This window comes from Streptomyces sp. WAC06614, from assembly GCF_003949795.1.
In the GTDB taxonomy this organism is placed as follows: Bacteria; Actinomycetota; Actinomycetes; order Streptomycetales; family Streptomycetaceae; genus Streptomyces.
The window spans coordinates 1-14434 of sequence record NZ_RPRY01000060.1 but is presented as its reverse complement, the minus strand read 5'-3'; the positions used below and the strand labels follow the sequence as shown (position 1 = coordinate 14434).

At 68.3% G+C, this 14434-nt stretch carries 14 protein-coding genes; 7 read left to right on the top strand and 7 right to left on the bottom strand.

Features of this window, described 5'->3' with window-relative positions; all coding sequences use genetic code 11:
- Positions 1-71: 71 nt before the first annotated feature.
- The gene (locus EF918_RS11250) at positions 72-458 is read right to left on the bottom strand and encodes a cupin domain-containing protein (RefSeq protein WP_125644362.1); all 387 of its coding nucleotides are present in this window, start codon (positions 456-458) and stop codon (positions 72-74) included.
- A 228-nt stretch (positions 459-686) separates the two neighbouring features.
- Between EF918_RS11250 and EF918_RS11245 the strand changes: the two genes are divergently transcribed.
- Positions 687-1661: a tyrosine-protein phosphatase gene (locus EF918_RS11245; protein WP_125644360.1), complete on the top strand. Its 975-nt coding sequence runs from the start codon at positions 687-689 to the stop codon at positions 1659-1661.
- Between the two features lie 10 nt (positions 1662-1671).
- Here the strand turns inward: EF918_RS11245 and EF918_RS11240 are convergent, their stop codons facing one another.
- The 3 genes from EF918_RS11240 to EF918_RS11230 all read right to left on the bottom strand — a co-directional run bounded on the left by EF918_RS11240 (position 1672) and on the right by EF918_RS11230 (position 4406).
- A complete protein-coding gene (locus EF918_RS11240; RefSeq protein ID WP_125644358.1) occupies positions 1672-2865 on the bottom strand; it encodes a hypothetical protein in 1194 nt (397 codons plus the stop codon).
- A 141-nt stretch (positions 2866-3006) separates the two neighbouring features.
- A complete protein-coding gene (locus EF918_RS11235) occupies positions 3007-3963 on the bottom strand; it encodes a putative adhesin (protein ID WP_125644356.1) in 957 nt (318 codons plus the stop codon).
- A gap of 74 nt (positions 3964-4037) precedes the next feature.
- On the bottom strand, positions 4038-4406 hold the full coding sequence (locus EF918_RS11230; protein ID WP_125644354.1) for a hypothetical protein: 369 nt from the start codon (positions 4404-4406) through the stop codon (positions 4038-4040).
- Between EF918_RS11230 and EF918_RS11225 the strand changes: the two genes are divergently transcribed.
- The gene (locus EF918_RS11225) at positions 4306-4854 is read left to right on the top strand and encodes a transposase (RefSeq protein ID WP_260610072.1); all 549 of its coding nucleotides are present in this window, start codon (positions 4306-4308) and stop codon (positions 4852-4854) included. The genes EF918_RS11230 and EF918_RS11225 overlap by 101 nt on opposite strands.
- 324 nt (positions 4855-5178) lie before the next feature.
- A complete protein-coding gene (locus EF918_RS11220; RefSeq protein WP_125644350.1) occupies positions 5179-6195 on the top strand; it encodes a hypothetical protein in 1017 nt (338 codons plus the stop codon).
- A gap of 4 nt (positions 6196-6199) precedes the next feature.
- Here EF918_RS11220 and EF918_RS11215 read toward each other — a convergent pair whose 3' ends face one another.
- On the bottom strand, positions 6200-7411 hold the full coding sequence (locus tag EF918_RS11215) for an amidohydrolase family protein (protein WP_260610068.1): 1212 nt from the start codon (positions 7409-7411) through the stop codon (positions 6200-6202).
- 389 nt (positions 7412-7800) lie between these two features.
- Between EF918_RS11215 and EF918_RS11210 the strand changes: the two genes are divergently transcribed.
- Entirely contained in the window at positions 7801-8028 is a 228-nt protein-coding gene (locus EF918_RS11210) for a hypothetical protein (protein WP_185921696.1), read from the top strand.
- A 426-nt stretch (positions 8029-8454) separates the two neighbouring features.
- Here EF918_RS11210 and EF918_RS11205 read toward each other — a convergent pair whose 3' ends face one another.
- Positions 8455-9576 carry a hypothetical protein gene (locus EF918_RS11205; RefSeq protein ID WP_125644345.1) on the bottom strand — a complete coding sequence of 374 codons (1122 nt, stop codon included), beginning with the start codon at positions 9574-9576 and terminating at the stop codon, positions 8455-8457.
- A 283-nt stretch (positions 9577-9859) separates the two neighbouring features.
- On the opposite strand from EF918_RS11205, the gene EF918_RS11200 reads away from it, so the two are divergent.
- The 3 genes from EF918_RS11200 to EF918_RS11190 all read left to right on the top strand — a co-directional run bounded on the left by EF918_RS11200 (position 9860) and on the right by EF918_RS11190 (position 12195).
- Positions 9860-10333, top strand: a complete 474-nt coding sequence (locus EF918_RS11200; protein ID WP_125644343.1) for a hypothetical protein — start codon at positions 9860-9862, stop codon at positions 10331-10333.
- Positions 10334-10605: 272 nt separating this feature from the next.
- Positions 10606-11055: a spore-associated protein gene (locus EF918_RS11195; protein WP_125644341.1), complete on the top strand. Its 450-nt coding sequence runs from the start codon at positions 10606-10608 to the stop codon at positions 11053-11055.
- A gap of 285 nt (positions 11056-11340) precedes the next feature.
- Entirely contained in the window at positions 11341-12195 is an 855-nt protein-coding gene (locus EF918_RS11190; protein ID WP_125644339.1) for a hypothetical protein, read from the top strand.
- A 1233-nt stretch (positions 12196-13428) separates the two neighbouring features.
- Here EF918_RS11190 and EF918_RS11185 read toward each other — a convergent pair.
- The coding region (locus EF918_RS11185) for a C40 family peptidase (protein WP_221889707.1) at positions 13429-14434 on the bottom strand (1006 nt) is incomplete at its 5' end.

The following is a 14434-nucleotide window of genomic DNA, read 5'->3' as shown; positions in this document are numbered from 1 at the left end:
GCACCGCAGCCCTCATCAGCCGAAGCGGGCCCGGGCCGAAGCCTGCTGTCGCCCCCTCGACCCGCGCGCCGCTACTCCACCACGACCGTGTTCTCCATCGCTCCTGACCTGATCTCCAGGGCGGTGACCCCGTCCGGGCCGGCCAGTACCTTGTGGGGGCAACCCGCGGGGATGAACACGAGATCGCCGGTGTTCACCTCGACCGTCTCCTCCAACCGGTCGCCGAACCACAGTTCGTTGCTGCCCTCCAGCACCAGGACCACCGTCTCCTCCGCGCAGTGGTGGTGCATGGCGGTCTCGGCCCCGGCTTCGAGGCACACGTAGAAGGCGCAGAGCCTTTCCGCCCCGGTGTCGGCGGAGATCCTCGGGCTGATCTTCATGCCCTGGGCTCCGACGTAGTCGTCGTTCCCACCGGTGACCACGCGTACCCGGGCCGCCGTCTTCTCCCGCAGTGCCATGACCTTTCCTCCTTGCCGGCCCCCTGCCGTCAACGTCCCACGCCAGGTCGACCGTGGGTGTCCCCCGACCAGGCCTCCTGCCGGCTGACACGCCACGTGGTGCTCGGGTCCGAACGCCGGGGAATCAGAGCGTGCCCCGAATCCTGCCCCGGTCCACTGCCCCCCGCCGAACCCCCACTGACAGCATGAAACACCCCCGAACCGCTCCCTCCGAAGGAACCCCCACACATGGCCCTGAAGCCGATCACCAAGCGCTTGTGCACCGCCGCGAGCGCGGCCCTCGTCGTCGCCGTGGGCGTCGGTCTGCTCAGCGCACCAACCGCCACGGCGGCCGGGCGGTGCCCCACCGGGGCGACGTGCGGCGGCGGACCGCAGGCCGCCGGCGGACCGGCGGACACCGGCGGAGCCGGGGGGATCCGGCACATCCCGCTCCAGGGCGCGGTCAACTTCCGCGACCTCGGCGGCTACCCGACCGAGAGCGGTGGCGAGATACGCAAGGGCCTCGTCCACCGGTCCGACGCGCTGGGCAAGCTGACCGCCGACGACCTCGCCGAGGTCTCCCCGCTCGGCCTCAAGAAGGTCGTGGACTTCCGCACGGCCGAGGAGGTCGTGTACGGCGGCGCCGACCGCCTGCCCGACGGGCTCACCGCCACGTCCCGCTCCATCGGCGACGCCGGCCTGTTCGAGAACCTGGGCAAGGCCCTCGCCGGCGGCGACGCCGCGGAGCAGGAGCGGGTGCTCGGCGGTGGCCGGGCCGAGGGGTACATGCGCAAGCTCTACGAGTCGTTCGTGACCGATCCCGACAGCCGCGAGCAGTTCGCGGCGACGCTGCGCGACATCGCGGCCGGCGGCCAGGACCCGCTGCTGTACCACTGCACCGCCGGCAAGGACCGCACCGGCTGGATGAGCTACGTCCTGCTGCGGGCGCTGGGCGTGGCGCAGGGCACCGCCGAGCAGGACTACCTGGCCTCGAACGTGTACCGGGCCGAGGCCGACGCGAAGCAGCGCGAGGAACTGGAGCGGTCGGGGCTGATGAAGAACCCGGACCTGATGATCCCGATGCAGGAGGTCCGGCAGGACTACCTGAACGCGGCGACGGCACAGATCACGGCGCACTACGGCACCTTCGACCGGTACCTGAAGGAGGGGCTCGGCCTCAAGGACCAGGAACTGACGGCCCTCAAGGACAAACTGGTCTCCTGACCGGCGCTGATCAGGAGCCGGCCGAGGCGTCCCGGTCCTGGGCGAACGGGTCGAGCGCCGCGAGCCACTCGTCGGGTGCGGACGACATGGGCGAGAGGTCGTCCGCACCACCCCCACCCTCCGTGGACGCACGGAGAACCGCCGTCCCGGACTCTCCCGACCCCGCTTCGTCCGCCTCGCGGTGGTCGTCGGCCCCGGACCCCCCACCCGAACCCGCCAGGTCGGCAGACCCCGACAGGGTCAGCTCCGAGTACTCCAGGTCCGTGCTCACCGTCGAGTCGGTACTGAATTCGACGCCCATCCCGCAGAACCGTCGGACAGCCGCCCTGACGTGTGCCCTCTGCTCCCGCGGTACGCCGCTGACCGCGACCGTCCCGTAACCGATCGTCCGGATGCCGCCGGTGAAGTAGTCGTCCTGGGCCCTCACGTACTGCTCGGCGCCGACGTAGTGCTGTGTACCGACGAGGAAGGCCGAGCCTCCCGCCCGGTACGTCAGGGGCCGCCCGACGGCGCATTCCAGGTTGTAGCGGTTGCGCGCGTCGGCCGGCTGCTGGTCGAACGAGTCCGACTCCTGGCCGGTCGTGTTCGACCCCGGGTCGAACGAGTCCGTCGTCCAGCTCGACTCCTCGCCCGACTCGTCGGGGTGCCGGCCGCCGGACCGTCCCCACCGCGAGAAGTCGCCACCGCCGTCGCTCCCGCTACTGTCCGACGCGGCCGATCCGCGCGACACCGCCTCCTCGTCGGCCGGGACGAAGGAGCTGCACACGAGCCAGTACAGTTCCGCGCCCGGAGCCAGGCCGAGCACACCGTCGCACGTGTGCGTCGTGTCCTGCGCCGGTTCCCCGCCGGCCGGGCACTCACCGGGCGCACCGGTGCACAGGCGGAGCGGATCCGGGGCATCGATGCCCGGCCGTACGAGCGCGAACCCGAAGGATTCCAGGTACCGCGCGTAGTCCTCGTCCAGGAGGACCGGGTCACCGTGGAGCGTCAGGTTGACGACCGTCCCCGCGTCGTGGAGGAAGTGCAGCGGGCCGTGCAACTGGTCCCAGATGCCCCGCCGGTACGAGCCGTAGACCAACCCCCGTCCGTCGTCGGCGTAGACGTCGATCGCGGTTCCGTCCGGAACCGCGACCCTCCCGATGCCCCGCGCGACGGTCCGCTCGTCGGCGTCGAGTTCCCCGCGCCCCAGGATGAGGTACCGCATGGAGGCGTCCTCCGCTCACGTTGTGCTGACGCTCGATGCTCCCAACCACGCCCGGTCCTCGACACCCCCATCGGGCAGCCGATGAGGCAGACATCGGTGCCGCGAGGCGCTGCTCGCCGTACGGAGCCTCACGAGCGGGGCTCAGATCCTCCTGCGTCGCTGGGGCCGCTTGATGCGCAACGGTGCGGGGCCGTCGGGGAGGTGCATCACGAGCCAGTCGGCGACCGGGTCCTCGACACGGTGGCCCTGGAGTATGTGGGCCCGGGCACGGGGCGGCCGGCTCGTCCACCGGGCAAGGATCTCGCCGTCGTCCGCGCCCTCCTGGATCGCCCTGGTGAGCTCCCCGAGGATTGCCTCCTCGTGGGTGCTGATCGCCCGCTTCAGTACGGGATCCTGCAGGTAGGAGCTCGCGACGTAGGGTTCGGTGTCCTCGAAGTAGGCCAGGGCGTACAGGCTGTCGATTCCCTCGGTCGCCAGGATGTCCCTGCCTTCGCACTGGTACCGCCAGGTGAGGACGGCCGGGCTGCCCAGCAGAACGGCATTCTGCTGCTGGGGGTCGAGACCGGCCCACAGCCGCTCCGCTGATGCCGGGTCGGAGTCGTCCTGGAGCAGCGAGATGATTCTCCCGGTCAGCTCCTCCATCTCCCGCATGTGCTCGTCGAAGTAGGGCACGGGTCGAGAAGAGGCGCTCGCGCAACACACCAGATGGATGTCGTCGTAGCCGTTGGCGTGGAGCGTATGGAGGAGTCCGGCGCACTGCGCGTCCGGGGCGCAATGTTCGGGATAGCACAATTGGATGTCGTCCGGCCATCCAGGAGACCCTATGAAGACGGCCTCGATTCCCCCGTAGTGCGCCGCCTCCATTGCTGACAGAGCTTCCTCGTTGTCCAGGTTCCGAAGAGAATAATTGGAACAGCTGCCCATGGCGGGCCAGCTGGTGATGTGCGCCCCGGTCCCGCCCGTCTGGAGGACCGCCGCGAGCCGATGTCCGGGAAGCGCCTGGCCGTCCGGAACGTAGGTGGTGACCGTCACCCCTTCCGGCAGGGGGATCGAGGTGCCGTTGGTGGCGCCGTGGGCGACGACGAAAACCTTTCCCATAGGTGACTCCTCTCAAGACACGATGCTCCGGCGGGTTGTCGGGGCCCGTGTGTCCTTCAACGCCGCTGTCCGCTTCACGGTTCGGCCTCCGGGGTGGTGGGGCAGGTGTCGGCTGTTCCGTTGCACAGGTACAAAGGGTTGGGAGCCTCGACACCGGGCCAGTACCGAAATCCGTCCCGCCATTCCCAGTGACGCTGCAGACCGTAGCGATAGAGCGCCTCATGGGTGTAGAGCATCAAGTTGGGCATCATTCCGTCGTGAAGGACGGCCGGGTTCAGCGACGTGTGCTGGTCGAGGATGCTTGCACCGCTGTCGTCGTAGAGCACGCCGTGGCCGTTGTCGGTGTACACCTCGAACTGGTCACCAGGGTACGGAACGCTGCTCGGCAGTCCTGGATCAGGTTCGAGGTCCGGTGCTCCCAGTTCCAGTGCGAAGTATTTCATCGCCGACTCCTTGTCTCGCCCGGCTCGCTCCTTCCACATTTGGTCCGTCCCCTTGAGCCACCCCGACCACCTGCGCGAGGACGACCAGCAGCAGCTCAAGGCATTGCTCGCCCGCTCACCCGAGCTCACGGCCACCGTCGGCCACGTCCGCACCTTCGCAGCCATCATGACCAACCACGACGGAGAACGGCTGCGACACTGGATCGCTGACGTCTGCGCCGACAAGCAAAGCAGCCTGGCCGGCTTCGCCGCCGGACTGCTTCCCGACCTCGACGCCGTCGTGTTTGGCATGAGCACCGACCGGTCCTCCGGCCCCGTCGAGGGCCCCGTCAACGACCTCAAGGCCCTCAAACGCGCCGTGTTCGGCCGAGCCAAGCCGCCCCTGCTCCGAAAACGCCTCCTGCTCATCGCCGCCAGTCGCCGGCCACAGACCGTGACGACCAGCTGACCAGCTTCACGAAATCCGTGCCTGAACCGCGTTCAACCGTCGCCGACAGAAGGCGTCGCTTGAGGGGAGGAGCGCTGGCGTCGCCCCTGCCCCGGACAGGCTCCGAGCGCAGGCCGGCGGTCAGCGCAGCCCCAGCTTCAATTTCAAAAGCTGGTCCGAAGACTTCAGGGGTCTTATGACGATGACAGGAGTCGTTGTCCATCCCATGCGCAGCCCATAAGCAAAGAATGCCTTCAAGCATGATCTGTAGCTCGCAACGGTGGAAGATTTTCTTCCTGCCGCGAAGCCCTGCTTCCCGTACAGCATTGCTCTCGTGGTCGTAGGGTGTTGTTCGTCGAGTCCGTCGAACAAGAAACGGTGGGTGTCAGCAGGCGGGACACGATGGAAGGATTCATCGCCGAGCGGGGTCACGGATCACCCGCGACGGAGACGTACAGCCCGAAGCCGAAGGGGGCATTCTACGAAATGAACCCCGAAGGTGCCAGTGAAATAAATGGTACGGTCCTGAGGAAAGCCTTCGGGTCGCCCAAGCCGGTCGCTCAAGTCAATTTTCGGTTGGGCGGAAAACTTCTCCTGATCTCCGAGAGCGAGCATTTTGGCAATCACGGGAGTCGGAACCGGCGGCATGTTCAACGGCAGCAGCGGGAGGGGGATTACGCCGAGGGCATCCTGGGCTTCTACTGGTCATGCCCCACGGACTCCTCCTGTTCATGCCGTAAGGACCTCTCCTGGTCACGCCGCAAGGAACTCTCCTGGTCGTGCCCCCAGGGGAAGAGGATCTGGCGCATGGATGTTGCCCCGAACAAGCAACTGGCAGACGGCCAGCAGCATGTGATGCGCATGGCCTTCGCGAATTTCAAGATTCCCTGTGAGATCCATTTTGTTGAGCACCCGGGTGCCACAGTTGCAACTGCTCAGCAACACCATTCCGCCGGGCCCCCTTCGAGCCCGACACCTGCGGTTTTCCCCTCCGAGAAAGAGAGGCCGCAACGCAAGCAGAAGCTGGACCGGAAGCTGGTGATCAAGAACTTCGCGCAATTCTGCCGCAACCACGTGGAAGACGAAGCAGCCCGAGCGAAGCTGTGTGCTTTGTTCCGTGAGCCCAAGCTCTTCTATCGCGCAGTGGAGCTCGTAAGGGCGGGAAGGCTGGAAGACGTACGGGCTGACAGCCGGAAGTTGCAGGAGTACTGGCCCACCTTGGGTGTGCACGCGAGAGACGTGATGTACTCGGTGCTGGCAGAGCCGGCAACATTTGAGGCATTTCGACAGGTCGCCTCCTACCCCGACAGATTCACCGATGCAGAACTCAAGAAATTGGGAACTCTGCTCCGGGATCAGTAGAAGATCACGCCCCGGCTTCGCGGTCGGTCGCTTCCGACTCACCCCGACCGGTGCGGCATCCGGCGCGGTAGACGCAGCGAACCCTGCGCAGAGCGGTCAGGTCGTGGAGGGGGTTGCCGGCGACGACGAGGAGGTCCGCATCGGCACCCGCCTTCACGGTGCCCTTGACGCCGGCCAGCCCGCACGCCGCCGCTGCGACCGAGGTGACGGCGGCCAGGGCCTCGGCGGCGGTCATGCCGATCGTGTCGGCGAGTTCGGCGACCCCGTAGGGGAGGACGTCGTGCGGCTTGGCCCGGCGGATGCCCGCATCGGTGCCCACCGTGGTCGCGACGCCCGCGCGGTGGAGCGCGGCCCAGGTGGGACGGAGCCGGCGCAGGCTGTCGGCCACCACCTCGGTGACCGGCTCGTCCGGAAGCCGCCCCAGGGTGAGGCTCACCGTCGCACCGCTGTCGACGATCCGGTCCACCAGAGAAGGGGTGGGGCGAGGGCCGTCCTCGGTGTAGAAGCTCAGGTGTTCGAGGGTGTCGAACCCGGCGTCCAGCGCCCGGGCGATCGCCTCGGGGGCGTGCACATGGGCGGCGGCCGTCATGCCCAGGCGGTGGGCCTCGTCGACGACCGCCCGCAGGTCCTCGGCCGAGTACTGGGGCACGTGCATGAAGGTGCCCGGGGTCATCGCGCCGCCGCTGGCCATGACCTTGACCACCTCGCAACCCCGCTCGTGACGCTCCCGTACCGCGGCGACCAGCGCGGCGCGCCCCTGCACCTCGCCGCCCAGGAAGTGGCAGTGGCCGCCCGGAGTCGTGAGCGGCGGACCCGCGGCGACGACATGGGGCTGGACCTGCGGCCGGAGGGCGGCCTCGTCCCGCAGTCTCGACGCCAGGTAGTCGCGGTCACCCAGATCCCGGACCGTGGTGACACCCGCGTCCAGCGCGCGCCGGGCCGCCCGGCGCATCCCCGCCAGCACACGGTCGTCGTCGGCGTGCACGAGGTGGTCGACCGCGGCGTCACTGGCGTCGAACGCGAGATGGACATGGGCGTCGATCAGTCCCGGCACGATCCACGCCTCGGCGCCGAAGTCGACGATCTCGGCTCCCGCAGGCGCCTCGGCGCCGGTCGTGTCGACCGCCCTGATCCGGCTGCCCTCGATCAGCACCGTTCCGGGTCCCAGCGCCTTCGTCCCGTCGAACAGGCCGCCGGCCCGTATCGCCCGTATCACTGCGTGCCCTTCCTTCGCGCGGTATGCCGGAGGATCCTGCGGTTCACCGGCCGGCGAGCCGCCCCGCACCCTCACCCCATCGAACCCGACCCCGCCCACCGGTGCCACTGGTCTGCCCGATGGGACTGTCGAGGATCGGATGCGGCTGCGGACGGGTCTCTGACCGCCGGGGTGCCGGTTGCTCGGGCGCGGTTCGCGTTCTCCAGGCTCGCCGTCCTCCTGCCGGCGGGGGCCGGTTCGTACCGGTCCTCCGCCGATTGGAGGTTGGGTGATCTGTGATCACCTGTGAATCTTTACTCGCTGGTTGCCGGGCGAGAACACCGCCTGCATGCGAATTCGATTCACGTCCCGACAGGGAATCAACAAGGAGGACATACACCGCCTCTGCGGTGATGGGCGCCGTCGCCACTGCTGCACCCGCCAATGCCGAAGGCATCAGCAACAGCACCCGGGGCCAGCCTCAGGCCGCAACAAAGGGAAATCCCGCGCCTCAGAGCGGCGTGCCTTTCACGATCATCAACAACATGTCGATCGGCGTCAAGGTCATCGACGACGGCACACGCTACTCGGGCGCCAACTGGTCCGATCTCTGGTATACGGGTCCCTGTGACGAATAGACGGGGGCTGCCCGAACCCTACTGCCCTTCAGGCGGGCCAGAGGACAACCTGGACAGCGCCCGCGTGGAGCGGCGACAGGTACGTCACGCTCCAGGGTTGGACAAAGGCCGGGGTTCGTGTCGACTTTACGATCGAAATCGACCCGGGAATATCCTCCAGCACTCTCCGGTGCTCAGACATCGAGATTTCTCCTGGGCGTCCGACGGACTACTCGTGCAAGGTGACCCAGAACAACGCATATGACAATGAGCTGGAAATGAACGACTGACAAGGCCGAACCCGACCCCCCGAGCGCGCGATGCCGGGTACGGAGGAGCGTGCGGACGACCCGGTCCGTGCCTCGGGGGGCAGGCCCGTTCGTGCGGGTGCGGGTGCGAGGGCGTTGGTGGTCTGCCTCTCGCGGTGGCCGTCCCCGTGGGGGTCGGCTAGAACAGGCCGGCGCGCATGTGGTCCGTGAGGTTGTCGAGGATTTCCCGCAGCCACGGGCTTCGAACGGTCGGCAGCCGGACCAGGGTCTGCCGGAACACTTCCGGGTCGGCTCGGAAGAGGCGGCTGGGGTGCGGTGCGGGCGGGTCGAAGTCGTCGCGGAGGACCCCGGCGGGGAGGACGCCCGACGCGGGAACGGGCAGCTCCGGCCGGGGGAAGGCCAGCCACAGCCACACCCCGAACGGCAGCGGCACCAGGTGCGGTGCCGGGTCGGACGGGGTCCAGGTCCGCCCCGTCCGGGGATGGCACGGCACGAGAAGGATGGAGACGTCTGCGCCGGGAGCCGGCAGTCCCGGTCCGGCCAGGCCGGCGTACCGCGCCGTGGGACCGGTGGGCAACAGGGCGTCGAGTGCGCGTCGGAAGACCTGCCCGACCCAGCCGTCCGGGACGATCACCGGGTGGCCCTGCGATGCCGCCAGCAGGTGGGCGAGCGCCCGCCCGGCCGCCGCTTCCCACTGCGGGCTCCACGACCACCAGTAGTTCGACCAGTGGCCCGCCGCCGTCCGCGATCCCCATGCGGCGAGCGGCTCGAACGGAGGTGTGGCCTTCCCTTCCGCCATCAGCTCCGACCAGGAGAGCGGCGCGGCGTCTGGGTCGTCGACGGGGAGGCGGCGTACGGCATTCGGGTCGAGCCACATCGCCTGCCAGAGCGAGCAGTCGTCGATCCGGCTCGCCACGGGCAGAGCGCACTCGCTGCAGGCCACGTTGGGGCCGTCGGTACCGTCGAGGCCGCAGCAGTAGCCACCTGCGCGATGCCCAGGGATCAGCACCGTGCCGACGGCGTCACCCGGCGCGATGACGACGGCACCGGGCGATCCGTCGGAAAGGGCGTGCACCGGCGCGTAGACACCCCGGGCGACCGCTTCGTCCGGACGGATCTCCTCCCACTGCCGCCACGGTGGCCCCCAGGGCTCCGGTTCCACGGCGAACGTGCCCGACTCCATGAGCACCGGGAGCTGCACCCCGTTCCCGTACTTCTGATGAGCATGGACCGGCAGCGTGACCTGGGACAGCCGCCTGGTCAGCCGGGCTCCACAGCCGGCACACACGAAAACGAACAAACATCCTCCGCACGGAAACAAGGGCATCGTCGCAGCTCGGAGACAGACCCACCACCTTTTTCCCGTTGCGTGGGACAGGGCGACGTCCCGCCGTCTGAGAAGACGGCGCGACCGGCCGGCGCCCCCTGCGGCCGAGGCCGCCGCTCGGCGTCAGGGCAGATCGGGCCGGGGCCGCGGCAGGGACATACGAGTGAGTGGCGGTGTCGGTCCGGGTGTTTCCGAGGCGGTTCCTCCTATGTTCGGGTTCGGCGACTCGAAGGGTCGACTCGGATGAGGAGCGCGCGTGAAGAGGATCTCTGGGATCGCGGCGGCGATGGTGAGCGCGGCGGTGCTGACCATGACCGGGGCGGGTGCAGCACAGGCCGACGGGTTGCTGGGTGATCTGCTGTCTCCGCTCGTGTGCGGTCTGCAGAACAACGTCAACGGTGACAACAATCAGGTCGCCCAGACCGGCACGTGTCACCAGGCGTCTGCACAAAGCGGGGGTGGGGGCGTGACGGGCGCGCAGCAGGTCCGCGGCGGCGGGACGCAGATCGCCCCGGGCCAGTACGGACGGGACACTGCGTTTTGCCCGGCGGGGAAGGTGGCCACCGGCGGTGGATACGACAGCTTCCCCGGTGGTTTCCGCCCCGAGAACGAGCAGTTCCTTCCGGCGACGACGGAGCCGCCGAACAACTGGAGCGTCTACGGTGTCAACGAAGGCACGCAGCCTGTCACCGTGACAGCGATCGCGATCTGCGTCGACGCCGCCCCATGAGTTCCAGCGTGCGCATGCAGTTGACCGACGGCTGAGTTCGACGCCGGAACGTGGGAGCGCTGTCGGGCACCGGCCGGGGCCCCCGCGTGCCCTCGGCCCGGGCCTGTGGAGGCCGTCCGTCGGCCGGCCGGCGAGCGGGGGCGGTAGGGCGGCGGACGGGGGGCGGCAGGGCGGCGCGTTCACACCCTTGGTGGACGATGTGCAACCGTTCCGCCGTCCCGCATGTCCCCCATGGAGGAGCGACCAACTCCGATGACCACCAGGGGGAAAACATGAGGCTCACCCGTTCCGTCCTCACCACCACCGCATGCGCCGCCCTGTCCCTCGGGGCCACGACCGCGCTGGCGGCGCCCGCCACCGCCGCGCCCAACACCACGCCGCAGAAGGTCTGCGGAAGCGCCTACAAGACCGTGAACTCGGCCGCCATCGGCTCGCTGGGCACCGTCTACCTGACGTACAACGCCTCGAACGGCAAGAACTGCGTCGCGACCATCCGCAACAACCCCGGAGCAGCCGTGGACCTGGCCCTCTGGATCGAAGTCCCCGAAACCTCGGAGCGGGGCGAGGACTACGGCCGGTACACGTCGTACGCGGGCCCGGCCTACGTGTACGGCAAGGGCCACTGCGTCGACTGGGGCGGGGGCATCAGCAACGTGCACGTGCAGGTCTACAACTCCAACTGTGGCGCGCGCAAGGAGCACCGGGTCACCGAGGTCCGCTGACCCGAGCTCCTCCTGACCACGACGTCCTGCGCCGTCGTCCGGTCGTCGGGGGCAGGACCTACGCCCCGACGACCGCACGGAAGCAAACCAGGAGTTTTCCGTCACCTAAATGATCGATAAGCAGCTTCGGCGGCTTGCCGTGCCAAGGGTACGTTCGGCATCAGGAATTCATGCGTATGCCTTGGGAGGATCCACATGCTTGGTAGGGCAGGCCCCTTCATTGATTGGCGCGGAAATACACGAAAGAGTACGGTCGGCCGCACGGCAGGCCGGGCCACATTCCTCGTGACCTGTGCGCTCGTTCCGGCAGTCGGCCTTGTCCTGCCCGCTGCATCCTCAGCTTCTGCAGCCGAAACCCGGAGCAAGACCTTCACCAAGGGCGCAAACCAGCCGTTCACCGTTCCCGAGGGAGTGACCTCCCTCGACATCACGGCGATCGGCGAGTCGGGCCGGCCGGGCAAGTACGGGGGTGGCGCCGGGGGCAAGGGAGGCGTCGTGACGGGCACGATCCCCGTCAAGCCGGGCGACGTCCTCTATGTCAACGTGGCGACCGGCGGGGGCAAGTCGGTCGATGGTGGCGACGGCGGCGGGTCGAGCGACATCCGTACGTGCGACTCGACGAAGTCCGACTGCACTCTCTCGGCCTCGTCGACCAATGACCCGCGCCTGATCGTGGCAGGAGGAGGCGGTGGCGGAGCCAGCGGCATGTCGTGGTTGCCCGGCTTCCCCGATCTCGACAAGGCCCTGATAGGAAGCGGCGGGAACGCCGACGTGATGCTCCCGGTCGACGGCACCGGCATCGGAGGTACAGGAGGGAAGGCGCCGCGGCGCACCGTGTCCTGGACCGACCCGAACTGGAAGGCCACCCCGGGCGCAGGAGGCCGCGGCTGCACGAACGACGCCGGTGATGCCGGGGGGCTGGGCTTCGGTGGATCGAGTGATGACGGCGGGGGTGGCGGTTCCGGCTTCGCCGGCGGTGGCAGCGGCAGCTCCTGTGCGTCATGGCCGAACGGCGTCGTCGAACTCGCGCCCGGCGGAGGCGGCGGAGGCCTGCATCGTGTACCCGACGGTGGTACGTCCCGACTCGCCGACGGGGAGCAGCCCGAGGTGAGGATCTCCTTCAGCGTCCCCGCTCCGTAACTCCTCGCACGCCGATCAGATGATCCTGTGATCCCATGAACCCGCAAAGGGCTACTGCTCGTTGCGGTCGGCGGTTGACCGGCCGGGGCCCCGCCGCCGGCCGGTCCACAGGATGCGATGTCGGGCGCTCCTCCGGCGCTGCCGAGAGCTTTCTGCCCCGCAGGAGACCATGAATCGCAAGTCAACGCACGCGGGGATCTCCACTGTCGCGAGAGAGTACAAACGCAGTCGGCCTGCCGGGAGGGGTGTAGTAAACAGGAGCTCCCGCAGGCGGCTCAGGAAAATAGGGATAGGGCATCGTGTCGCTCGGAATACTGCATCGGCCAAGTCGAGATACGTATGCACACTTTCCGTGAGCGAGCAGTCCCGGCTGTATGCGTAGCGCCCATTGCCACTGCGCCCCGTCCCAGCGCGTAGCCTCCAGAACCACGTCCCGCCATCCGGAGCGGTAATTCGCCTCCCATCGGATTGTGTCCGTGTGGTTGATCACCTGCCCGACCTTCGGCGCCTTCCCGGCCTCCCAGAGCTTGCTGGGATCGGTATCTCCGTACTGGTTGCTCTGAGTGCCGTCCCCAATGACCTTCAGCTTGAGCCAGGTATGGTTGGTGACCTGCATCCCGCGAGTCGCGCCTGTGGTCGACACGTCGGACACCTGCGGAGCAGTCGCTGAACTCCGGGCGGGGGAGGCGGCTTGCGCGGGTACGGCCAGGGCTACGGCGCCGAGGGCGGCGCCTCCGGTCATCGCGAACCGAATTACTCGGCTAGTCCGGTTCAAAACTCGTTCCCTCCTGTGTCCATCAGTCTTGATTCCGCTACGCCGACGTGCCGGTACCGTGGCACTTTTCTGTGCGGAGTTTCGTTCGATAACCCTTAGCCTACACGTTTTGCGCAGCGCATCAGAGCAGCCTTTGGGGCAGCGATATGCCCGATAGGTCGCTTGGAAGTCTCAATTCGAGGAAATGAGTTTGCGGTTGCTGCTCAGATTCCTGCCTTCACGGCTCCACCCTGAAGATCTGCCCTCTTCGAATATGCCAGGATTCGGCTCGGGAAGTTCCATCCGTGCAGTCGGCAACCACCGAACGCCCGTCCAATGGGACGGTCCGTTCGGGGGATCCGGAGCGGCCGTGGCGGTGCCTAGGCTGGCGTCAGTGGAGTCGCTGCGACGGCACATGCGGACGCTGCCCGGCTCTGGGGAGGGCCCGGGCAGCGTCCGCACTTGTCATGCGGCGGGGTTCACTGGATGAAGCGGGTGGCCCCCAGGTAATTGCGGGCCGCAGAGACGACGGGCTCCTCCCTGACCCTTTCGCCGGTCCTGGGCGAGTCGATCATCGTCGCCTTCCCGTCCACGGTGCCGATGTAGATGCCCGAGTGGGTCACCTGCGTGTCGTCCTTGCCGAAGAACACGATGTCGCCGGGCTTGAGGGCGTCGACGTCGTCCTTCGCGATCCGGGTGCCCTTCGCCGACCCGGCCGGCCCGCGCCCGTCGCCCGCGTCGAACTGCGGCTGGGTGTCACGGGGGATGGTGATGCCGAGCGCGGCGTACACCTGGCTGGTCAGTCCGGAGCAGTCGTAGCCGAAGCCGGAGGTTCCCGACCACAGGTAGTCCAGCCCCAGGAACTTGCGCGCCTGGTCGACCGCGTCCTGTCCCGTCGGCTTCGAGGGCGTCGAGGCCAGGTCGTCCGCACGGAAGTAGACGGAGCCGCCGTCGTTGGTGAGGGCCTTCTCCACCCCTTCGACGCCGCTCGGCTGCACGGCGAACACGGTGCCGTAGGAGTACTCGGTGGCCCGGCCCGAAGCGTTCGACCCGGCAGCCGCCTCCGGCGTGGTGTAACCCCAGGCCGTGGGGTCGGTGATGCGCCGCGTCTTCGCGTCGGCGGGCGGGGTCGCCTTCTTGGACGTGAGCTGCCGGTCAGGAACCCAGCCGGGGTACGAGCCGCTCTCGCCGGGGTCCTTCGGGGAGGGCTGATGGTGCACCAGGACGTAGTCCCAGAGCAGCCCGTTCTCGTCCTTCTGCGTCTTCTCGACCGTGACCTCGGTCCCGTACAGGCCTTGCGTCTCGCCGGGGATGTCGCGACGCACCTCGCCTTCGCGCCCCATGGCCGTGAGCCATCCTCGGACGTCGGCGGGGTTGGTGAGGGCGGGAGCGTCGACCTTCCGCACCTGCTCGGGGCTGGTCCACATCTCGGCGACGTTCACGTCGACGTAGCACGTCTTCGCACCGCCGCACGGGTGGGAGGGT

Bases quoted from the DNA above. Each gene is read 5' to 3' on its own strand.
- EF918_RS11250 (WP_125644362.1), bottom strand. From the start codon at position 458: ATGGCACTGCGGGAGAAGACGGCGGCCCGGGTACGCGTGGTCACCGGT.
- EF918_RS11245 (WP_125644360.1), top strand. From the start codon at position 687: ATGGCCCTGAAGCCGATCACCAAGCGCTTGTGCACCGCCGCGAGCGCG.
- EF918_RS11240 (WP_125644358.1), bottom strand. From the start codon at position 2,865: ATGCGGTACCTCATCCTGGGGCGCGGGGAACTCGACGCCGACGAGCGG.
- EF918_RS11235 (WP_125644356.1), bottom strand. From the start codon at position 3,963: ATGGGAAAGGTTTTCGTCGTCGCCCACGGCGCCACCAACGGCACCTCG.
- EF918_RS11230 (WP_125644354.1), bottom strand. From the start codon at position 4,406: ATGAAATACTTCGCACTGGAACTGGGAGCACCGGACCTCGAACCTGAT.
- EF918_RS11195 (WP_125644341.1), top strand. From the start codon at position 10,606: ATGAGGCTCACCCGTTCCGTCCTCACCACCACCGCATGCGCCGCCCTG.